The sequence below is a fragment of the Peribacillus sp. NPDC046944 genome, assembly GCF_050272735.1.
In the GTDB taxonomy this organism is placed as follows: domain Bacteria; phylum Bacillota; class Bacilli; order Bacillales; family DSM-1321; genus Peribacillus.
In genome coordinates, this window is sequence record NZ_JBNNML010000006.1 from 274,911 (window position 1) to 296,995 (window position 22,085).

The following is a 22,085-nucleotide window of genomic DNA, read 5'->3' on the forward strand; positions in this document are numbered from 1 at the left end:
AGTCGGCCGCCTATTTCACTATCTATCGTTGTATATATAATATCGTCAGGCTTAGAAACATATTAAGCACTTTTAAGGTTTTTTCTTAAAATATTCGTTTATTTTTTCCAGAATATTGTTTTCTGTTTTAGTGGCTTCATTATTTTCTTGCTGAATGGACAGGTAGACTTCTTTTCGGTGAATATCCACATTTTTTGGTGCATTGATACCAAGTTTGATCTGTTCTCCTTCTATTGCTAGCACTGTAATTTCAATATCATTTCCTATTACGATCGATTCATTTGGTTTCCTCGTTAATACAAGCATTAGTCTTCCCCCTGTTCTACTTCTAGAGGTTCAATTAGCAAATGCTTATTCATATAGCCGCTACCATTCATGATAAACTGCTTTCCAGTTCTTTTATGAGTATTTAAAATGATAGGAGCCTGAAGATTGGCAGTTGTTTGATTGAAAGGGTCATGAATGGTTAAAATAACAAGCGTTATGACTTCTTTTTCTGTTTCTATTTCTAAAGTAGAAAGTACTTCATCCGGCAGCTTCACTTCATAATCACGAAAAGTATCAAAAGGGTTCGTAACGATGAATGCCACTTCTTTTGTTTCAATAGATTGGAGAACAAAAAATGGTGTTTCTTCTAATGGTAATAAACAAAACTTCTTTTCCTCCAGAAACCCCGGAATCCCGCTGTCAAATCTATAAATATCTTCCTCTGCTATTTCTACTTCACCATGAAATTTTGTTTGTCTGATCATATATGTCTTCACTCACCTATCACATCTGGAAATAAATTAATGAAATCTATATCCAGTGAATTTTTTTGTAGAACTTCCACTTCCGTGTTACCTGGCGTATATTCATGAGTCGGTCTATTAATTTGCACATTAATATTTGGTTTCTGTGGGCTTACATCAATGTCGACTTGGGCCGGTTGATAATCTAGCTTCACACTGAAATTCGAAGGAATCCAACCAAGATTGAATTGCTTCTCTGGGCCTTTGCCGTTCTGTTTCGCCTGAGAAGCAATTGCGTTACCTCCGTTTTCAATATGCCTCAATTCCGTTCCCTGTTGTGATCTTCTTGCCATACCAGCCAGCCAATCTTGGTAACCCTGCTGGGCAAATTCCTCCACTCGCTTGGAGAGGCTTTTTAAATCCATGTCTTCTCTAGCCTTTGATTGATCAATCGTTAGCTTCCCAGGAGTTGTCTGAATCTCTAAAATAGCTTTTGGCTGTTCAATAGATAAATCCGCTGCCTTCTGTTCCAGTTGCTGTACCGGTTGTTCAATATTCAATCCAATTTGCATCGATGTAGACTGCATGCGAATTTGCGGCATTTGCATCTTCAACACTCCTCTCTCTTTATAGAAAAAAGCTATCCGGTTACGAATAGCTTAGCGAAGGAAATCCATTAAACTCGGTTGCATGATTTTTGCACCGATACTTAATGAAGCACTATGAACACTTTCTTGTGTCGTTAAATTCATGATGGCTTTTTCAATATCGACATCCTCGTTTTTCGAAAGGATTTCCGTAGCAAAGACCTCCTGCTGGCCTAAGCGGTCGGTCATTAAGTCAATCCGATTCTGTCTCGCACCCACTTGGGCCTGGGTAGCTAAGAAGCTGTCAATGGTTTTATCAAGTTCTGCCAACATCGCACCAACATCACCGTTATTTTCGAGCGCATCAATTGTTTTTTGAATACTACCATCCTTGGCAAGAGCATCTCCAAAAACCTTGGATCCATCTGTATTGATTTGAATAGAAATTCCAGAAAACACTTCAAGGTTAATAGGTTCCGAACCGTATGTGATTTTCCCTGTTGTAGCATCTAAACTATCAGAAGGCTTCACATTCGTATTCTGTCCATTAAAAATATACTTACCACCAATTTGTGTATCACCGATACTCACAAGATGTTCTTTCAATTGCTTGACTTCTTCTGCAATATTACTCTTCTGATTTTCTTCATACGTTCCATTACTACCTTGTACCGTTAGCTCCCGAATCCTTTGTAAAGCTGAAACAGCTTCAGTAATCGCATCATCCGTACTATCAATCCAATTTTCCGCTTCGGAGATATTACTCTTATACTGCTGGATTTGATTGAGGTTGGTCCGGTATCCCATCCCCATCATCGCTGCGACCGGATCATCAGAAGGCTTCGAGAATTTCTTTTGCGATGAGACTTGTTCCTGCAGCTTGCCCAATTTCTCATAGCTACTGCTAAGGTTGGTTAACATATTATTGGTTAGCATCGATTGCGTTACACGCATCTATATTCACTCCTATTATCGGCCTACAGTTCCCATTCCGTTAATGATTTTATCGAGCATCTCGTCGACCATCGTCACCATTCTTGCTGATGCATTATAGGCCTGCTGGAATTTGATCATGTCAGTCATTTCTTCATCCAAAGATACAGAACTAACAGATGCTCTATTTTGATCCACTGACGCTGCAAGCACTGATGAGTTAGAAAGGTTCTTTTGGGCACTTTGAGAATCAACACCCAAGTTTCCAATAATTCCGGAATAATAGGTGTCAAAGCTCCCTGTTAAATCCTTAGAATTTAAATCCTTTGTCGAATAGTCACTAAAAGCTTTCTTTTTCAAATCAGCCAATAGCTTCGCATTTTCATTATCGCCAGATGCCCCACTTGTTTTCCCAGCGGCAATTAATGAAGAATCTTTTAAAATATCACTATTCATCTTGATACTTTGAGCAGCACTCCCATTAACGCTGATTTCAAAAAAGTTGAGCCCTGATTTTGCATTCGCACCTAAAGCAAACCCTTCTTGATGAATCGCATTAAACTCATTCACAAAGGCCTTCGTCATGTTATCGAGCTTTTGCAACATATCAGGATAAGAGCCCCCAGTTGTGCCATCACTCTTCTTATATCCGAAGCTTTCAATCAACCCAGCCAGTTCTCCAGAAAAATTGAAGTCCGTAATCGTTTTCGAACCAAACTTCACTCCATCTATTGCACCTGACGTATCATCATAGCTCACTGCAACTTTGGCTGTCCCAAGCATGCCCGTTTTGTTCACGCTGACTAGATTGATAGGCGGTACATACGCTGAGCCATCTTCATTCATTAACTCGATGTTGTATAAACCTGTCGCAACGTCGCTTGCTTTGCCATAATCACTTGGAATGACGTTTTTTACGTTGATGCTGACAAGCTGCGATAGATTGTCGACGAGCACGTCCCGTTTATCGTAAAGGTCATTCGGAATATAGCCATGCGGCTCGACTTTACTGATTTGCTGGTTCAGTTGATCGATGCTGTCAATGATTGTGTTGATTTCGTTCGCTTTGACATTGATTTGGTTGCCAATGTCCGTTTTCACGCTTGTTAACGAGTTGTAGTAGTAGTTTAATGTATCAGCGACCATCACGCCTGTGGATGCCACGACTTCACGGGCACCAGAATTTTCGGCGTTGGCCGTTAATCCTTGGATTGAATTCCAGAACTTCTCCATCGTGGCAGCCAAGCCGCTGTCGGTTGGTTCGTTCATGATGCCTTCCATCTTCGATAGCGATTCGCTCATGGCGCCATAATAACCGATTTTATTACTTTGGGTTCTGTATTGTGCATCCAAAAAGCTGTCGCGGATTCGTTGCACCGTTTCTGCCGCTACACCCGTTCCAATTTGACCCGCTACACGGGGGCTGTTCATCCCGACGGTAGGGAAACCGGATGTTTGCTCCAAGTTTACCCGCTGCCTTGAATAGCCTACCGTGTTAGCATTGGACACGTTATTTCCTGTCGTATACAAGGCACCTTGCGAGGTGGATAATCCACGCTTTGCTGTTTCGAGCCCCATAAAGCTTGAAATCATAAGTTCAAACCTCCATTATTTTCTCTATCTTACGCTTTCGAGTCAAACATGCCCAAGCCGCTTTTCGCATCCTTTTTGGCAGTCTTGCCATAGTTCATATTCTGGTTTTGCGGCCGTAGCATATTCAGGGAGACATTTATGAATTGAAGAGATTGATAGATTAACTGCTGATTTAAGCTGTTTTGCTCTTTCAACTGAGCTACCTCTTCAATCAGTTCCGTTTTTAAGTGTTCAAGCGCAACCGTTTCTATCGGATCTGTGAATTTCGTTACAGTGGAAATGGAAGCCTCCTGATTCGCTGCGCCATTTGCCGTAAGAAACCTTTCCACAGCGGCTTCTCTTTCTTGATCCGTTTGGCTGATCGCTTTAATATGCTTTTGTTCATCAATCAGCAGGGCGGAGATAGCCTCCGTGTCGCCGGCTTTCAAGATGTTTGTTTTTCTTTGCGCTAATTGGTTGAAGCTGTTATGAAGGGCAACCAATTTTTCAAGCGAGTCGATGATCTGTCGTGCAGACATGTTCGCTGCCTCCTCTGCTCATAGATGATGGACGGAATGCGGTTCCGTCCATTTTAATCAAACGTTTGATTAAGGGTTATTTTCGGTAGAAATCGATTAATCCCTTGGCTGTTGCCTCTGCATTCATTTTATATGTTCCATTTTCCACTTGGATTTTCAGTTCATCCACCTTCGCCTGTCTAGCAGCTGGAATGGGTGATAATTGCTGCATCTCTTTTGCGGCTGAAGATATTTCCACTTTGTCTGAGAGGTTGACCTTGGAATCTTTGACATTCCCCATTTTATTGATTTTATTATTATAGGGGTTCATACCCGTTACACCGACGTTATTGATTTTCATATTCCAGATCCTCTCCTTCGGTCGATTTTTTTTATCTATTCTTATCAACATCCACATATTTGTGATTCCTTTAACAGACGATGAGTAAGACTCACGGCTGTGTTTATTATCCATACTAGTATTATCGACAAGGAATAGATTTATTTGATGATTTCAAGGAATCTTTCCTTCGACATCCTTTGTCGAATTCCGTTCTCAATACAGAATATTCTAACAAAATTTCAGCAGAGAAGCTAAGATTTACACTTTATCGATTTTTCATAAAGTATGTATTCTTTTGATCGCGTTCTTGAATCTCTAGGCGGCGCTTTTCTTCACTTTCGTACGTCTCTAGACCAGAACGAATGGAATCGCTGCATGTTTCACATAATCTCCCGTTACGAATAAGCGTTCCACATTTTTCACAAGGAATACTCAAGTTCGGAAATTGAGCGATTCTCAACTTTCCCGTTTTCACAAACTTAATGATTAGTTCTTCCTCGACACCTGTGGCATCCACCACCTGTACCATAGAGGCCGTACGATTGCTTTTCTTCCGGATGTAATCATACACCTTATCAAATTGCGCTTCTTCTTCTTTATAGCAAGCATCGCAAACATCGCGGAATTTCGTTTTAACAAATAACGAATTACAGTTTGGACAGTTGAATAAATCCATTTCGGGTGTCCCCCTCGACTATACTCTTATACTGTATATATCGAATAGAAAAAGCGATACTTTAGGAAGTTTGTAAAAATACTCACTTTTACCTACCTAGCGTGATGGAGAAAATATCTCCCGCGCCAGCAAGTTTCAAGGCTTTGGCTGCGTGCCTTAGCGTAGATCCCGTCGTGTAAATGTCATCCACGATTACAATCGATTTGTTCTGTATCGCGTCCAGCTCGATAACTCGAAAGACCTGCGGCAATGATATCCGCTCTTCACGTGACTTTTTCGATTGCTTTTCGGTATGAAGGCGTGTAAGGAGCTCCATTGTTTCAAGACCCAATAGATCTGTTAAGGCTTGTGCCTGATTGAACCCGCGCTCCCTCAACCGCTCCTCGCTAAGCGGAATCACCGTCACAATATCAAATTTCAGTTCCTTCATTCTTTCTCTTAAAAAAGGGACGAAGGCTTCAGCCAATGCGTAATCTCCTCGGTACTTATACTTCGCAATGATATCTTTCAGGTGTTCATTATAATGAAATAGCGAGATATTCTGCGTTAAATGCCCTTTCCACTTTTCATCTTTTTCCCATCTCACACAATCTAAACATCGATCCCCCACCCGAAACTTCTCATCCAACTCCCGAGAGCAAATCGAACAGGTCTCGCCACTTATCACCTCAAGCCTTGATTCACATACCTCGCAGATCACTTTCGCTTCAACCTTCAGCAATAAACTTCTCCATGTCAGGACGTCCTTCATCTCTTCATCACAGAATAAACATCTACGCATCCAGCAACCCCCATTTCTTGGCCTCCAGATTCATCCTTTCAATATGGTGAATGCTCTCTAGCATCGCCCGGCTTTTTCCATAATGAAAAAATGTGACCTTGCCCCTCGGATAAGCAGAGCTTCTGCCCACACGTCCGGCAATCTGGACGAGGGCACTCTCGGAAAACACCTCGTGTTCGGCACCAATCACCGCCACCTCCAGACGTTCGATCGTGACGCCACGCTCCAAGATGGTCGTCGTCAACAACCCTGGCACCTCACCATTTCTCAGAGCCTGCACCCTTTCCTTTCGCTCCGGATGCTTTGAATGAACGGCTTCCACTTTCGGGTCCAGCTCTTGAAACAGAGGAAGCACCTGCTCCATCACTTGTATGCTCGGAAAAAATAATAATAGAGGCGTCTTTTTCTGTAGGCGGTCGCTTACCCACTTCTTGATCACAGAAGGAATCTTTTTTTGGAGAAATTGCTTTTGCCAATTGCCAGCCCACTTCATTTCAGGTACAGGTATGGGCTGCCGGTGATAACGTGCTGGAATCGTCACCGCTTGCAGTTTTCCGTTTTGGTAAGCTAGTTGCATTGGTTTGGAGGGTGTCGCCGTTAAGTAGATGGTGGTAGAAGTAGGTTTTTTGGATTTCTGGACCGCATCATGCAGCGATTTATCCATGGAGTAGGGAAATGCATCAACTTCATCAATGATGATGACATCGAAGGCTTCGAAAAAGCGAAAAAGCTGATGGGTGGTGGAAACGGTAAGGGGGGATGGTTTATGTCGATCTTCGCTACCGCCATAGAGGGCGGATACCTCGATTGCCGGGAAAGCCCTTTTTAACCGGGGCGCTAGTTCAAGGACGACATCGGTACGGGGTGTCGCGATGCAAATCCACTTCCCAGCTAGCAAGCCTGCCTTGATTCCTGCAAACAGGACTTCCGTCTTCCCGGCACCGCACACAGCCCATACGAGGAACTCCCCGTTCTTTTGGATGGTTTGAACGACACAGTCCGAGGCCGTTTGCTGGCCTGCCGAAAGTGTTCCCTCCCAGCCCATAACCTGATCCGGAATAGGGAAAGTGAGTGGAGGACCACTCCAGCTGTATAATTTGCTACATTCGCTGACCCGCCCCATCATGATGCAGGACCGGCAGTACGTACAATCTTGATGGCACACGTTACATGGAAACGTATAAAACAAGGAAGGATCCTTGTTCCCACAGCGTATGCATGCGAAGCGCCCATTCTCACTCCTTACACCATTTATTTCTGAAACATGACCTTTTGTAAGATGTTCAGTAAGGAGTTCTTTGGGGAAGGGGATTTCCGCTGCCAACAGCAGCCGTCCAGCGAGGTGTTTTTGAAGTTCTTTTGAAAAGGGGAGAGTATTCACATTCCTACCTTCTTTCTTGTAAACTGATGGCTCTTGATTAGAATTCTCGCATTCTATAAGTGAATCCTTTTTTAATCACAAAAAAAAACGCCTCTCCTCTGGAAAGACGTTCATCCTTTAGATTTTATACCAGCCCATTCCCATTGCGCCTTCACCCAGATGCGTCCCGATGACAGGGCCGAAATAGCCAAGGCTGAACTCCACATTCGGGAACCGCGCTTCAAGTTCCGTTTTCCATTCTGTCGCTTCCGCTTCCCGCTTGGCATGGATGATGACCGCTCTATACGGTAGCCCGCTTGCCGCGTCTTCCCCAAGTAAATCCGCAATCCGTTTCATCGCTTTCTTTCTCGTGCGGATTTTTTCAAACGGTACGATGACCTTGTCGACAAAGTGAAGAAGAGGCTTCACTTGAAGGAGACTTCCGATCAACGCTTGAGCACTACTAAGTCGTCCGCCACGTTGCAGATGGGATAAATCATCTGCCATGAAATAGGCCCGGACGGACTGCTTCATTTCCCGGAGCCTCGCCATGATTTCGTCTGCAGATTTGTCATCAAGGGCCATCTGTGCTGCTTCAAGAACATAAAGCCCTTGGACCATGCAGCTGATTTCGGAGTCAAAGGCATGGACCCGAATCCCTTCAACCATGTCACCGGCTGCAATGGCCCCTTGGTACGTCCCGCTTATCCCACTCGATAGATGAATCGAAATGACATCATCGTAATTCTGCTTCAGTTCTTCAAACTTCTCGACAAACAAACCAATCGGAGGCTGTGAAGTGGTCGGCAACTTTTCTTGCTTTTTAACTTCTTCATAAAATTCATCTGCGGTAATATCCACTTCTTCTCGGTATGCCTCATTCGAGAAAATCACATTTAGTGGCATCATATGTATATGTAATCGTTCACGCATTTCCTTAGGTATATATGCAGTGCTGTCTGTTACGACTGCCGTTTTCATAGTTTAGTACCATCCTTAACCATATTTACTCTCTATACTTATTCAACATTCTATAGGAAAAAGCCTTTATTTGCATTAAATAGCTTCTCTTCCTATGATTATCATGATGAGTCAAACAAAAAAATCCGGTCCTCCCTACGCGATGCGTAACGGAAGAACCGGACAAGATCATGAATTCATTTATTTCACTTCGACCCAGCCGTTTTTGATAGCCATGACAACAGCCTGCGTACGGTCATTTACATTCATTTTCTGAAGAATGTTACTTACATGGTTCTTGACGGTTTTCTCACTGATATAAAGAGTTTCACCGATGGCACGGTTACTTTTTCCGTCAGCTAGAAGTTGAAGGACTTCACACTCGCGTCGAGTCAACAAGTGAAGAGGTCTTCTGATTTCCACAGCATATAGGGAATCGCGATCGGCCCCTTCTTCAGCGGCCAAACGGCGATATTCCTTGACCAGATTGTGCGTCACTTTCGGGTGAAGGTATGAACCGCCTTCAGCAACAACACGAACTGCATCGATCAATGCATCTGCGTCCATTTCTTTTAACAGATAGCCTTGTGCTCCTGTTTTCAATGCATGCTGTACATAGTTTTCATCATCATGAATCGATAAAATGATGACCTTTGTATCAGGATAACGTTGTACAAGCATCTTCGTTGCTTCTACCCCGTTCATATTCGGCATGTTGATATCCATGATAACAACATCTGGCTTGTGCTCTTCTACGAGGTCCATAGCCTCGCTTCCGTCATCGCCCTCGGCGACAACGTCAAAGGATGATTCAAAATCTAAAATACGCTTAACGCCTTCGCGGAAAAGCTGATGGTCATCGATAATGATGATACTTGTCTTCAACGGCTTCTTCCTCCTAATTTCTATTTAAATGCCTCTGCATTTGGATGTTTATTTTAATTGATAAGGGACTTGGATCAATACCAACGTTCCTGCCCCCGGCTGCGAGTCTATCGTCATGCTTCCTTCGAGAAGCTCGACTCTTTCCCTCATTCCTACTAAGCCGAAAGAACCCTCTTTTTGGATGGCCGCATCGAACCCTTTTCCATCATCTTTAATGACGACGGTCACTAGCTCTTTGGAAATGGATAGTTTGACACTAATATGTTTTGGCTGAGCATGTTTTAATGAATTCTGCACGGCCTCTTGAACCAGACGGAACAAAGCGACTTCCATATCGGAGGGAAGCCTTATGACTTGGCCCATATTGACAAAATTCAGACGCACGCCGCTATTGATATTATAGTCTTCGGTTGTTTGTAGATATTTTCTGAGGGTAGGAACTAGTCCTAAATCATCAAGCGCCATAGGACGAAGATCATAAATGATTCTGCGCACCTCATATAATGCATTACGAACCATGACTTTTAAGCTGCGGATTTCCACAAGTGCTTCATCAGGACCTCTCTCCCGTTGGACACGTTCAATTAAATCCGAACGCATCATGACGTTGGCGAGCATTTGTGCCGGACCGTCATGAATTTCCCGTGAAAGCTTTTTCCGCTCCTGCTCCTGGGCTTCGATGATCTTCAAGCCGAAGTCTTGCTTACGCTTAGCTTCTTGAAGGGCTTCCCCTACAAATTTCAAGTCCTGGGTTAAATAATTCTGTACAACAGAGATTTGCGAGACAAGATGTGCGGCTTTATCAATCGTGTGTTGCAATCCTTTTATTCTGAGTTCAAGTTCATCCCGTCTATTACGAAGCTCTTTTTCAAGCTGCCTGTTCATTTGTAAATCGACTTGCAACTTATGAGCCCTTTCATACGCATCGCGCACCTGTTCCTCAGAAAAATGGTTGAAGTGCATACTGACTTCAGAAAGCCTCTTTCGAGCAAATCTTGCTTTAGAATCCAGTGAATCGCTGTCATTTATCATTATCGCAACTCTTACTTTCACATCTTCAAGCTCTTTTGTCAGTGATTCGAAATCTTTGCGGCATTGCTCTTCAATATCAAAGACTTCATTCCTGCTTTCACTAACCGTGCTTACCATTGTTTCTAAGATCTTGTCCAATGCTTTAGCATCAACCTTGTGTATGGACATCAAGATCCCTCCACTTAAATCAACACACTTTAACCATGTTGTTGTCATTTAGACTATGTATACGGAAAAATATTCTTTTTCCTAATTCATGAATGTTTATATTACAGCAGGTAACATTTAAGAAGAAACCTTCATGAACATATTGTACCAAAAAAAGAAGAAAAATACGTTACTTTCAATAATGGATTTACACAAAATATACATATTTAGCATACTTCGAGCTCACTGGGCTGATACAGAATTGAGGATGAACGGCCCACTTGTAAAGATAAGAAATCTCATTATCCCATACAACTTATCCTAATCAAACAAAATTGAATATTCTACAACCTTAATTATTATACGAAACAGAAAATTACTAAAATGGCATAATTCCTTATATGCATGAACTCTATCAGGAAGAGTCGAGAATATAGTCCAAAACGCATTGATTTAGCCATAAAGATATTCTTTTAAGCATAAAAATACAACTACGAAAGATTTACAGTCAATAAAATTAATTATAACACGTACAAATTTTTCTTATATTAAAGTTTCTTTACACATGTTTAATTTACGTCAAACTTCGTTGCCACAATTCAAGCTAAGATTTATAATTAATCGATTATATAGAAAGAACGAAGGTGGAAAAGTCATGCTCCCTCATTATTTAACGGTAAAAGGACGAGGGGAACACGAAATCGTCATTGAAAAATCCCGGTTCATTTCCCATGTCGCCCGAGTCGAAACAGAAGAAGCAGCACAGGCCTTTATTCAGGAAGTAAAGAAAAGACACAAAGATGCAACTCATAATTGTTCAGCTTATATGATTGGCGAACAAAATCAAATCCAAAAAGCACTTGATGACGGCGAACCAAGCGGAACAGCAGGTGTACCCATCCTTGAAGTCCTTAAGAAGAAAGACCTCAAAGATACGGCCGTTGTGGTTACCCGTTATTTCGGAGGCATCAAGCTCGGTGCAGGCGGCCTCATCCGCGCTTATAGCAAAGCCACTTCAGAAGGAATCAATACAACAGGTGTGGTCGTTCGGAAACTAATGCGTGTGATGTCCACAAGCATCGAGTATACGTGGCTCGGAAAAGTGGAAAATGCACTACGCTCCTCTATTTATCAAATGAAAGATATCCAATATCTTGATCAAGTCATTCTCCTTGTTTATGTGGAGGAAGGACAGAAGCAGGCGTATGTAAATTGGATGACTGAGCTGACGAATGGCCAAGGAAGTATAGCAGAAGGCGAGATTCTATATCTGGAAGAGGAACTCCTGTAGGACGTGTCATTTCCTTTTTTTACTATTTTTCACTTGAAAAAGAAATATTTATTTTACGAATTCATGATATCCATGTAAAATTAACTGTAATACTTGACGATATATATTGAAGGATTCGAAGAATAGCGGGTTAAATCTGCTATTTAAAAGGAGAAGAAAAGATGTCTACTACTAGACGTGTTTATAAAATTAAAAAAACAAAGAGAAAAAGACGTAAAAGACTTTGGCTAGTTCTAGTCCCCCTGTTGGTTCTCGTATTAGGCGCCACAACGTATGCCGCTAGTTTATATGCGAAAGCACAGAACGTTTTCGATGGTTCCTACGACCCTGTTGAAGCTTCAGCGAAGCGGGATGAAGCAATAGACCCGCTCGAAGACAACTTTTCTATCCTATTTATTGGAATCGACGATAGTGATGAACGGGACTACCAAGGAAATTCACGATCGGATGCCCTGATTTTGGCTACATTCAATAAAGATCAAAAATCTATTAAGCTTTTGAGCATCCCACGTGATTCATATGTGTACGTCCCAGAAAAAGGCGTGACCACGAAAATCAATGCGGCACATGCAGCAGGTGGGCCAAAAGCTACGATGGACACAGTGGAAGAATTGTTTGATATCCCGGTTGATTATTATGTCAGAATGAACTTTAACGCCTTCATTGATGTTGTCGATTCTTTAGATGGCATCGAAGTCGATGTGCCTTATGAAATGCATGAAATGGATTCTCATGACAAAAAGAACGCCATTCATTTAAAAGAAGGATTACAGACAGTCGATGGTGAAGAAGCATTGGCCTTTGCCCGGACACGTAAGCAGGACAGTGATATCCAACGTGGTGAACGTCAACAGGAAGTCTTGAAAGCCATCATCTCCAAAGCAACTACGGTTGGCGCCATATCAAAGTATACCGATGTAATGGAGGCTGTAGGCGACAACATGACAACGAACCTTCAATTTTCACAAATTAGAGGCTTCATCAAATATGTGACGACGGATAATGGCCTTAACCTCGAAACGGTCAAGCTTGAGGGTACCGATTCGAACATTAACGGAACGTACTATTATCAATTAAATGAAACCTCCGTTGAAAACATTAAGCTGCTTTTAAAATCCCACATGAACCTGGGACCGACAAAGACTAGCAGTCAAGCAGATGCCGCAGAATCACAGATTGAATAATGAAAAAGGGACTCGACCTCGAGTCCCTTTTTCATTTGGCTGAGCTAGAGCACCCTCCCCCATCTGCCCTTTAAACTTCCATATATCACAAGCTTATAAAAAGCGTAAAAATAAAGAAAAGGCTGTCCTGAATAATCAGGAACAGCCTTTGTTTATTTTTTCATATTACGTGCATTAAGCATTTTCAACAGTGGCTGGTAATCGGAACCGACCAGCCCGATTTTCTCGACCAATATCTCAATGAGTACGAGGATACCGGCTACAAGAATCAACGCTCCCCATAATGTCGCAAAGGAGAAGATGATCGCAGCGAGTCCAAAGCATGCTGCTAATGCATAAATGAGTATAACCGTCTGCTTATGAGTGAAACCTAAGTTCAATAAGCAATGATGTAAATGCGATTTGTCAGCGGCCGAAATCGGTTGCTTATTGACAAGCCGGCGAATGATTGCAAAGAATGTATCCGAAATGGGAACCCCCAAGATGATGATCGGGACAATCAAGGAAATCATTGTGACGTTTTTGAATCCAAGCAAGGAAAGTACCGCAATGATGTACCCCAGGAACAGGGCACCTGTATCCCCCATAAAAATCTTTGCCGGGTGAAAATTGTATTTCAAGAACCCGAGGGTGCTACCAATGACAATCAAGGCAATCGTCGCAACAAATAAATCTCCTTTGATAAGGGCCATCGTCGCGATGGTCACCAAAGCGATCGTCGAGACCCCACCTGCAAGTCCGTCTAGGCCATCAATCAAATTGATGGCATTGATGATGCCGACAATCCATAAAATCGTGATGGGAATACTGAAGATCCCAAACTCAAGCTTATCCGTGAAAAATGGAAGATTGATAAATTCCACTTCAAGGCCGCCCCATAACACGATGATGAGAGCAGCTAAAATCTGGCCTAAAAACTTAGGCGCAGCCCTTAATTCATATATATCATCCGCAATACCAATCAAAATGATGACAAGGGCGCCGACCAACAGTGGCAACTGCCCTAAAAAGTCATCCGTGAAAACCAGTACAGTAATTAAAAAACTCAAGAATATCGCCAAACCACCCATGCGTGGCATAATTTTTACGTGAACTTTCCGCTCATTCGGTTTATCGGTTGCTCCAAGTTTAAAGGCGAGTTTCCCGACAAATGGAGTCAAAAGAAGAGATAAAAAGAATGCTACAAATAAGGCCCCTATTAACATCAAGAACCACCTCTATTCAACTTAAAATCTAATACCCTAATAATCTATAAAACAAACTATATATGTCATTACTTAATTTTTATTCATCCTCAAATAAATATTATATATGTTTTCAGCTAAAATCTCTATAGGAAAGTTGTTTTTTGCAAATTTTTGTAAATTAGTTCCTATCTTTGTCAACTTTCCGTCTTTTTTCAGGATGATGGCCTCACGAATGCATTCCGTGATTTCCTGGACATTGCCCACCTGGGTAATCCATCCATGTTCTCTATCGGGTATGAGTTCCTTCACCCCTCCGACATCACTTGTAAGGGCTGGCAATCCAGCCCTCGCCCCTTCCAATAAAACAAGCGGAAAACTCTCGCTTATCGAAGTCAGCAAGGTCAGATTTGCCAAAGGATAGAGCCTTTCCATATCATCACGGTACCCTAAAAAGAACACATGGTCAGATAATCCCTTATCCAAAACCACCTGTTCTAATGCACGCCTTCTTCTACCATCTCCAACAATCAACAGCCTTATATGAGGAAAATCTGAAACCATGTCAGCTACTGCTTCCAAGGCGAATTCATGCCCCTTCACCGGTTCAAGCCTGGCTGTCATGATCATGACGAAATCATCCGCTTCCAAACCGAATTCCGCCCTTTGATAAGGTTCATCTATCTTCTGTTCAAAATTTATGCCATTCATAATTTTCGTGATTCGGGTGGGTGATATTCCCTGACCAGTCAATTCATCTTTAAATTCATTGGAAATCGCCAATAGATGATCTGCTTGCTTTAATGACAATAGATGCAAGCTTGTATAGAGCTTCCCTTTTAGCCCCATCCCTAAAAAATCATAAGCAGGGGAGCTGTGTACAGTAAGGACCCACGGACATTTTACCAACCGCTTTAAAAGCACCCCGTAAATATTAGCCCGTGGTCCATGGGTATGAATGATGTCTATATGATGTAGACGGATAAAGTTCCGTAAAGGTTTCAATATGGTCAAATCAAATTTGGATCGTTGCCTGAAAATTTCGGTTTGAATGCCAGAAGCCACTGCCTGACGATACAATTCCCCTTCTTCAAACACGCCAAGCAGGCACTCTTCTTTATTTAGTTGATTCAGCAAGGACAGAATATGAAACATACCACCGCCGGTTTCATTTCCAGCGTTTAGGTGCAAGATTTTCATCCAGTCCACTCCTTATTGTTTAGGAACGCTGTACCTTTCTCCTTATCCGCCTGACCTTCCATACGAATTGTGGCAACACCAGCATCCGCTTCCATCGGGAAGGCTCCTGAATCAGCCGGTACATCCATTCAAGACGCATTTTTTGCCACACAACAGGAGCCCGGTTCACCTTCCCTGCGAGAACATCGAAGCTTCCGCCGACTCCCATGAAAAGCCCTTTCTTAAACAAGGGATAGTGGAGCGATGTCCACTTTTCCTGCCGTGGAAAGCCTAAGGCCGTCAAAACGATGTCCGGTTCAAGATCCGCTATCGATTTCGCCAAAGTTTCATCCTCAATATCAATATAACCGTGATGATGGCCGACCAGGTTTAGTCCAGGATACTGCTGTTGGACTTTGGCGACCGCTTTTTCAATCACGGATTCCTCCGCCCCCAATAAATACACCTTAAGTGCTTGTTCATTGGCAATGGAGAAAAGTTCATTCATCAGGTCGAACCCTGTAATTCGCTCCTGTAGTGGTTGATCCAGCCATTTGGACGCCATAATGATACCTATGCCATCCGGGGTAATGTAATCCGCGTTCGTAATGATATCCTTATAATCCTGATGTTCATTTGCATACTCCACAATTTCAGGATTTGCCGTTACGACAAACGTTTTTTCTTGATTTCTCATTCTTGGATAAAGCATCTGATTTACAAATTCATCCATATTCGTATCTATAAAGGGAATCGTTAAGATTTCCACAAACTTCTCGCTCATATTTTTTCAGCCTTTCATATGTACTATATATTTAGAGGGTCAGGAATTATTCAATGTTTTTCTCATACACATCTTATAACGGAACCTTCATGCAAAGGTGGTTTATCGTCATTGAAGCTTCTTGAAAAATATTCACTGCCCATTCTGATCGCGTGCCTACTCTTCCCATTAGCCATGCCTAATCCGATTGTCGGCTACGCCGCAACCGCAACGCTGGTCGTTTTCGCATTCATCCATAAAAAACATCTGCTATTCATTCTATTCATGTACTTCCCTGCCCGACCCTTATTCATGGAACTAAACAACGGATTAACCTATACCGGTGACCTCATCATCCTCATCTTATTTCTTTCTACGATAATTGAAAGAGTGAAGAATAAAAAGTGGTCCACCGCAAACTATCATTTTACAGTTCCATTTTTGTTGTTCTGCTTAGTCGGTGTGATCGCCGCATTCATGACCGGTGTGGATCTCATTCCGATTTTATTTGAACTACGGGCATTGCTCGTGACCTTCTTGCTCCTCTACATTATCGGTGAACTACATCTAGAAAGAAAGGATATCTTACTCTTTTTAAAGGGGATGCTCCTATTTGCGGTCGCACTTTGCATTCACGGTTTAATCGAGAAAGGTTTCTCGCGCACGATTCTCATTCCTGACAGTTGGGGCGCATGGGATCTCCCTCCGATAAACAACATGAGAATTTATGGAGCAGCAGCCAATCCCAATGTATTTGCCTTATTTTTAGGGATTCAGTTCTTTTTTAGTTTCTTTCTCTTCCAAGCTGCCAAAAAACATAGAGTCTGGATTTTTCTTTCGTCCGCCCTGATATTCGGGACCTTATTATTCACCTATTCCAGGGGTACGATGATTGCATTCGGGATGGCCTCTCTCCTGTACATCATCCTGACAAAAAACAAACCGCTTTTTCTATATGGGTTGGGTTCATTCCTTTGTGGCCTGCTTCTCATTTACTTTCCCATTTCATTCACATCAAGCAATGATGATCTGTCCGCCTCCGTTCCTGTCGACACGATGATAATAGGGAGCCTACCTCCCGAAGGTGATCAGGCCCTCTCCAAGCGGTTTTCAGAGATTTATTCTGATGAGAGCTTAAGCCAGAGTACAGAGTGGGGCCGGTTATATGTGGTGATCAAAGGATTGGAAATTTTCAGGGACCATCCTATAATCGGTACAGGGCTTGCGACTTTCGGAGATTCCGCCACCCTTTCCTTTTCATCGCCGATTTATCAGGAATACGGAATTGGCGAAAACATGTATACAGATAATCAATACATCCAGGTTTTGGTCCAGACCGGCCTGCTCGGCTTGGCGGCCGTTTTCGGATTTGTTTTTTTAACCTATCGCACACTACTTCACAGCAGTAACCGGTCGGCGGCCACTTTCACCATCTGCCTATTGCTGGCAGCGCTTATAGCCGGACTTTTTTACAATATCCTTGAAGATAAGACATTTACGCTCTTCTTTTATAGTTGTTTAGGCTTTTGTTTACAAAAGGACATCTTTTCAAAGGGTTGAACCTATGCCTGCACTTTCACATGTTGTTAAATCGGTAGGAATCGTCACCATCATCGGTGCCATTGGAAAAGTCCTGGGCTTTGGGCGGGAATCCATCATCGCTGCGTACTTCGGTGCATCATCGACGGCCGACATCTTCTTTGTCGCAAGCCTTATTCCGACCATGCTATTTACCGCACTCGGCAGTGGCCTTCAAGCGGGTGTCATCCCTATCTATTTGGAGAAAAAAGAGAGAAACCCAAGAAAAGCCGATGAATTCATCAGTGTTTTGGGCTCCTTTTTCGTGATGGTTGCCATCATCCTGACCCTCCTCTGCCTTCTCTTCACAAAGCCGCTCGTCTGGATGGTAGCCCCAGGGTTCACGGGTTCTGCACTCGAATTAACGGAAGTATTGACTAGGATCATGCTGCCAAGTTTACTGTTTTTCACACTTGCCTACATGGCAACAGGAATCCTGCAAGCCAATCAACGTTTCCTGCTTCCCGCCTTCACGTCAACGGCCCACAATATGGTGATCATTGTAGCCACGGTCTTATTTGCAGCACCCTTTGGTGTGAAAGGATTGGCCTGGGGATTTTTAATCGGGGCCGCCAGTCAATTCTTGATTCAATTCCCGGCATTAAAAAAGGACCATTTTCACTTGGTGTTTTCTTTCAAATCACATAAACGGGAAATCATTGAGGCATTGTCGATGTTTTACCCGATCATCATCGCGGCATTGGCACTCCAGCTGAATAGTGTCGTCGACCGGATCATCGCGACCTCACTTGAGTCAGGAAGCGTGTCGGCCCTTAACTATGCAAACCGGCTGCTTTGGCTGCCACTGAGCATTGTCCTTACACCCATCATTACCGTACTGTATCCTTCCATCGTCGGTCGTGCCCTTGAAAGTTATCGTGCTTTTCTCACTCTTACCTTAAAAGGGCTGAAGGCACTTGCCTTTTTATCAGTCCCCTTTATGATCGTCATGTTGGTCAGTGGGAAAAGCTTGATCGCACTTGCCTTTCAACGTGGTGCCTTTGATGCGTCCGCAACAGACACCACCTATGCCGCTTTCTTCTTTTATGCGGCAGCCCTTCCCTTTTTTGCAGCGAGGGATTATTTGATGAATGCCTTTTACGCCTTGAAAAAAACGAAAATGGCGATGTATTCCTGCTTGAGTGCCGTTTTACTGAATATCCTGCTCAGCTGGGTGCTATCGCGTTTTCTCGGTGTCGGAGGAATCGCCCTTGCAACAGGCCTTTCGATGCTCCTCCAATGTATCTTCCTGTTCAGCTTGCTACACGTGAACACGACAAAAGCGGATGCATCCTTATTCACTGACATTCTTCATGAGATGGGCAAGCTTTTGGTCATGGGTAGCATCCTCTATGGAATCGCTTCATGGCTTCATCCATATAGTATAGAGTTTCCGATTTCCCTTGAATTGAGTATGATCACCGCTCTCGTATTCGGAGGTTATCTCCTTCTATCCTTCCTTTTTAAAAGCAGCAGCCTGCAGATTTTAAGAAACATCCGTTCAAGAAATTAAAGAATTTGGATACTCACCATTCAAAAGAAAGGATCATCGTATGAACATTTTGATGACAACGATATTTTCCTATCCCCATGAGGGAGGCTTGTCCAGTCACATCACGACGTTGAAAAGCGGCTTAGAATCGATGGGACATACGGTGGATGTTTTATCCTTCTCGCACTTGCCGCCATTCAGGAAAACGCTTCTTGCAAAAGCCCCTGGCTTTCTATTGAATTCAATGAAAAAAGGAAGCGGACAGCTGTTTAACGACCGGCAACGGATGAAATTATTGACTGCAACCATTAAAAAATCTACGAAAAGGTACGACATCATCCATGCCCAGGATATCTTTGCGACCCTTGCTTCCATTGAAGCCGGAATCCCGACGATCCAAACGGTGCATGGATATTATTCATTTGAGGCAATTAGCAGGGGCGCCATTTTCGAGAACAGCGAGGAGGACTTACTGCTTCAAGAGTATGAAAGAAAAGCTTATCGTTCAGCGGCAAAAGTCGTGACGGTCGACCGGCGCATCAAGGAATACATCGACCATGCTGCACATGTCGAGGCCTCCACGATCAAAAACTTCATTGATGTCACTGCTTTCAAACCCAAAACCACCAACCGGGAAGAAACGCAAAAACGATTCCTAATTCCTTCACATAAAAGGATGCTTCTCGTCCCAAGGCGGATGACGGAAAAAAACGGTGTCATCTACCCCCTTCTTGCTCTTCCAGAAGTGCTGAAAAAGAATCCTGATACGGTGTTAGTCTATGCCGGGACAGGGGAGCAACAAAGCAAGCTTGAAGAAACGGCAACAAAGCTTTGTCTGCAAGAGTCCGTGCTCTTCCTCGGTTCTGTTCCCTATGACAACATGAATAACGTGTATGGCACTTCTGATATCGTCCTTATCCCGAGTGTCCATTCACACGGAGTGGAAGAAGCCACCTCCATTTCAGCCTTAGAAGCAATGGGCTCCGGGTCACCCGTCATTGCCAGCAGGATCGGCGGACTTAAAGAAATCATTACAGATGGGGAAGACGGACTGCTAGTGGAAGAAAAGAATCCCGTGGAACTCGCTCAAGCCATTACAATGCTGCTTAACGATTCCTCCCAAGGCGAGAGGCTCGCCATAAAAGCCAGAGAAAAAATCGAGAATGAATACTCTCATCTAACAGCCGCCAAGCATTTTATGGACGTCTATCAAGAAGTACTCGACACAAAAACAGGCAGACCCAAGTTTTGAGTCTGCCTGTTTTTTATACTGTTGCTTTACTGCGTTTTTCCATTTGCTCTTCGCGATATTTTTTTTGTTCCTTTTTGGACATCGCTTTATATTCCTTCAAGAACGTTTCATATTGTGGCATGACTTCTTTCATCGTGCCATATGCTTTAACTTCCCCATATTCGAGCCACAATGCCTTCGAACAGAACTTCTTCATCTGACCGATTGAATGGCTGACGAAGAACATCGTTTTGCCTTTTTCCTTGAATTCATTCATCTTTTCCAAGCACTTTTCAGCGAAGTTTTTATCGCCGACCGATAAAGCCTCGTCAATGATCAGGATATCCGGGTCGATATGGACCGAAATGGAGAATCCAAGTCGTGACTTCATCCCGCTTGAGTAGGATTTTACCGGTTGATTGATAAACTTGCCCAGTTCCGAAAACTCGATGATTTCAGGCTCCAGCTCACGGATTTGCTTTTTATCGAATCCGAGCATCAGCATTTTCAATTCGATGTTTTCTCTCCCGGTCAATTGATTGTTAAGACCGGATGAAACGGCGATCAATGCCGTCTTACCATTGGTCACGACGTTTCCATCCGTTGCCGGTACGATTCCGGCAATGATATTCGATAATGTGGATTTCCCTGAGCCATTGACCCCGACAAATCCGATGACGTCACCTTTTTCCGCTTCAAAGCTAACGTTTCTCAGCGCATAATACTCTTCCCCATAGCTTTTGGGCAAAAGGAGGTCGAGAAGCTTTTCCGAGTTTTTATTATATAATTTATATTTCTTCGTTACGTTTTTGACAATTACCGATTTTTCCAATATCTCACTTCCAGTTTACTTAAAGTCAACAAAGCGATCTCTAAATCTAACATGCAGCGAGGAACCTATCAAAAAGAAGACGAGTACGACTGCCCAGAAATAAAGTGTGTATTCCCAATGACCGATGAAGTACCATGATTCCCCCAACAACGAAGCGCGATACCCTTCCACTATATAGTATAGGGGATTCAGCTTCATAATACTGACGATCGTCGGATGCTGGGTCGCATTTAGTATCCAAAGGATGGGTGTTAAATAAAACAAGATTTTCATCAATGACTGGATCATATTGTGGACGTCACGGATGACAGTCGATAACGTCGACGTGATCAATCCGAACGAAAACAGCAACGCTACCGTTGCAACGATGTAATATGGCAGTTGAACGATGTAAAACGTCGGGACATATCCCGTGAAAACTAAAAGGATGATGATGACTGCTAGTAACATAAAGTGCTGATACAACTTCGCAAAAATGACATAAGAAGGAATGACACTCATGGGAAAGTTCATCTTGGACACCATATTCAATCTCGAATAGATCGATTTGGACGCCTGGGTCGTGGCTGGGTTCACGAAGAACCAGACGACAATCCCCGCCATCAGCCATGGTAAGAATGGATGGCCATCTACATCTTTACGATTGAAGATCCCGAAACCGAACACGAACCAATAAATCGCAATCTGAATCATCGGATTGATGATTTCCCAGAGGATCCCCAGGTAGTTATTGCTGTTGGCGCTTTTCATTTCATAGGCTGACAAGCGTCTAACCAAATAAAAATTATTGATTTGTTCTTTTAAAACGGTCAAAGCTGAACTCATA

The 22,085-nt window shown here is 43.1% G+C and carries 23 protein-coding genes; 5 read left to right on the top strand and 18 right to left on the bottom strand.

Translation table 11 applies throughout. The features are described from left to right. Window positions 1-72: 72 nt before the first annotated feature. The 13 genes from csrA to ACQKIC_RS13650 all read right to left on the bottom strand — a co-directional run bounded on the left by csrA (window position 73) and on the right by ACQKIC_RS13650 (window position 10,546). Complete coding sequence (gene csrA / locus ACQKIC_RS13590; RefSeq protein WP_427591450.1) at window positions 73-306, bottom strand: carbon storage regulator CsrA; 234 nt, start codon at window positions 304-306, stop codon at window positions 73-75. Then, complete coding sequence (fliW, locus tag ACQKIC_RS13595) at window positions 306-752, bottom strand: flagellar assembly protein FliW (protein WP_427591451.1); 447 nt, start codon at window positions 750-752, stop codon at window positions 306-308. The genes csrA and fliW overlap by 1 nt, the downstream gene beginning before the upstream one ends. Before the next feature lie 8 nt (window positions 753-760). Next, window positions 761-1,339 carry a DUF6470 family protein gene (locus tag ACQKIC_RS13600; protein ID WP_427591452.1) on the bottom strand — a complete coding sequence of 193 codons (579 nt, stop codon included), beginning with the start codon at window positions 1,337-1,339 and terminating at the stop codon, window positions 761-763. A 51-nt stretch (window positions 1,340-1,390) separates the two neighbouring features. Further along, window positions 1,391-2,272 carry a flagellar hook-associated protein FlgL gene (gene flgL / locus ACQKIC_RS13605; RefSeq protein ID WP_427591453.1) on the bottom strand — a complete coding sequence of 294 codons (882 nt, stop codon included), beginning with the start codon at window positions 2,270-2,272 and terminating at the stop codon, window positions 1,391-1,393. A gap of 15 nt (window positions 2,273-2,287) precedes the next feature. Further along, window positions 2,288-3,844 (bottom strand): flagellar hook-associated protein FlgK, encoded by a 1,557-nt coding sequence (gene flgK / locus ACQKIC_RS13610; RefSeq protein WP_427591454.1) that lies wholly within the window; start codon window positions 3,842-3,844, stop codon window positions 2,288-2,290. A 29-nt stretch (window positions 3,845-3,873) separates the two neighbouring features. Further along, a complete protein-coding gene (locus tag ACQKIC_RS13615) occupies window positions 3,874-4,362 on the bottom strand; it encodes a flagellar protein FlgN (RefSeq protein ID WP_427591455.1) in 489 nt (162 codons plus the stop codon). 76 nt (window positions 4,363-4,438) lie between these two features. Beyond that, window positions 4,439-4,702, bottom strand: a complete 264-nt coding sequence (flgM, locus tag ACQKIC_RS13620) for a flagellar biosynthesis anti-sigma factor FlgM (protein WP_427591456.1) — start codon at window positions 4,700-4,702, stop codon at window positions 4,439-4,441. A 247-nt stretch (window positions 4,703-4,949) separates the two neighbouring features. Further along, a complete protein-coding gene (locus tag ACQKIC_RS13625; RefSeq protein WP_427591458.1) occupies window positions 4,950-5,360 on the bottom strand; it encodes a TIGR03826 family flagellar region protein in 411 nt (136 codons plus the stop codon). Window positions 5,361-5,448: 88 nt separating this feature from the next. Then, window positions 5,449-6,141 carry a ComF family protein gene (locus ACQKIC_RS13630; RefSeq protein WP_427591459.1) on the bottom strand — a complete coding sequence of 231 codons (693 nt, stop codon included), beginning with the start codon at window positions 6,139-6,141 and terminating at the stop codon, window positions 5,449-5,451. After that, the gene (locus ACQKIC_RS13635; RefSeq protein ID WP_427591460.1) at window positions 6,134-7,522 is read right to left on the bottom strand and encodes a DEAD/DEAH box helicase; all 1,389 of its coding nucleotides are present in this window, start codon (window positions 7,520-7,522) and stop codon (window positions 6,134-6,136) included. Before ACQKIC_RS13635 ends, ACQKIC_RS13630 begins: the two co-directional genes overlap by 8 nt. 117 nt (window positions 7,523-7,639) lie before the next feature. Next, window positions 7,640-8,482 carry a DegV family protein gene (locus ACQKIC_RS13640; protein ID WP_427591461.1) on the bottom strand — a complete coding sequence of 281 codons (843 nt, stop codon included), beginning with the start codon at window positions 8,480-8,482 and terminating at the stop codon, window positions 7,640-7,642. A gap of 180 nt (window positions 8,483-8,662) precedes the next feature. Next, on the bottom strand, window positions 8,663-9,346 hold the full coding sequence (locus ACQKIC_RS13645) for a response regulator (RefSeq protein WP_402870571.1): 684 nt from the start codon (window positions 9,344-9,346) through the stop codon (window positions 8,663-8,665). A 48-nt stretch (window positions 9,347-9,394) separates the two neighbouring features. Next, window positions 9,395-10,546 (bottom strand): sensor histidine kinase, encoded by a 1,152-nt coding sequence (locus tag ACQKIC_RS13650; protein ID WP_402954656.1) that lies wholly within the window; start codon window positions 10,544-10,546, stop codon window positions 9,395-9,397. A 634-nt stretch (window positions 10,547-11,180) separates the two neighbouring features. Here ACQKIC_RS13650 and ACQKIC_RS13655 point away from each other — a divergent pair. Next, window positions 11,181-11,816, top strand: a complete 636-nt coding sequence (locus ACQKIC_RS13655) for a YigZ family protein (RefSeq protein WP_402954659.1) — start codon at window positions 11,181-11,183, stop codon at window positions 11,814-11,816. A 161-nt stretch (window positions 11,817-11,977) separates the two neighbouring features. Next, window positions 11,978-13,000, top strand: a complete 1,023-nt coding sequence (locus ACQKIC_RS13660) for an LCP family protein (RefSeq protein WP_402954662.1) — start codon at window positions 11,978-11,980, stop codon at window positions 12,998-13,000. 152 nt (window positions 13,001-13,152) lie between these two features. Here the strand turns inward: ACQKIC_RS13660 and ACQKIC_RS13665 are convergent, their stop codons facing one another. From ACQKIC_RS13665 to ACQKIC_RS13675, 3 genes are all read right to left on the bottom strand, one after another. Next, window positions 13,153-14,205: a glycosyltransferase family 4 protein gene (locus ACQKIC_RS13665; protein ID WP_427591464.1), complete on the bottom strand. Its 1,053-nt coding sequence runs from the start codon at window positions 14,203-14,205 to the stop codon at window positions 13,153-13,155. A 72-nt stretch (window positions 14,206-14,277) separates the two neighbouring features. Beyond that, the gene (locus ACQKIC_RS13670; RefSeq protein WP_427591465.1) at window positions 14,278-15,384 is read right to left on the bottom strand and encodes a glycosyltransferase family 4 protein; all 1,107 of its coding nucleotides are present in this window, start codon (window positions 15,382-15,384) and stop codon (window positions 14,278-14,280) included. A 19-nt stretch (window positions 15,385-15,403) separates the two neighbouring features. Continuing rightward, window positions 15,404-16,147 (bottom strand): WecB/TagA/CpsF family glycosyltransferase, encoded by a 744-nt coding sequence (locus ACQKIC_RS13675; RefSeq protein WP_427591467.1) that lies wholly within the window; start codon window positions 16,145-16,147, stop codon window positions 15,404-15,406. Between the two features lie 111 nt (window positions 16,148-16,258). Here ACQKIC_RS13675 and ACQKIC_RS13680 point away from each other — a divergent pair, with 111 nt between their 5' ends. From ACQKIC_RS13680 to ACQKIC_RS13690, 3 genes are read left to right on the top strand one after another with little or no spacing between them, the layout of a single operon-like run. After that, a complete protein-coding gene (locus tag ACQKIC_RS13680) occupies window positions 16,259-17,686 on the top strand; it encodes an O-antigen ligase family protein (RefSeq protein ID WP_427591468.1) in 1,428 nt (475 codons plus the stop codon). Window positions 17,687-17,690: 4 nt separating this feature from the next. Beyond that, a complete protein-coding gene (gene murJ, locus ACQKIC_RS13685; RefSeq protein ID WP_427591469.1) occupies window positions 17,691-19,217 on the top strand; it encodes a murein biosynthesis integral membrane protein MurJ in 1,527 nt (508 codons plus the stop codon). Window positions 19,218-19,269: 52 nt separating this feature from the next. Then, a complete protein-coding gene (locus ACQKIC_RS13690; protein ID WP_427668659.1) occupies window positions 19,270-20,448 on the top strand; it encodes a glycosyltransferase family 4 protein in 1,179 nt (392 codons plus the stop codon). Between the two features lie 13 nt (window positions 20,449-20,461). Here ACQKIC_RS13690 and tagH read toward each other — a convergent pair whose 3' ends face one another. Together tagH and ACQKIC_RS13700 are read right to left on the bottom strand one after the other, a co-directional pair. After that, window positions 20,462-21,259 (bottom strand): teichoic acids export ABC transporter ATP-binding subunit TagH, encoded by a 798-nt coding sequence (tagH, locus tag ACQKIC_RS13695; protein WP_402870547.1) that lies wholly within the window; start codon window positions 21,257-21,259, stop codon window positions 20,462-20,464. Window positions 21,260-21,274: 15 nt separating this feature from the next. Next, the gene (locus ACQKIC_RS13700) at window positions 21,275-22,084 is read right to left on the bottom strand and encodes an ABC transporter permease (RefSeq protein ID WP_427591471.1); all 810 of its coding nucleotides are present in this window, start codon (window positions 22,082-22,084) and stop codon (window positions 21,275-21,277) included. Window position 22,085 lies beyond the last annotated feature (1 nt).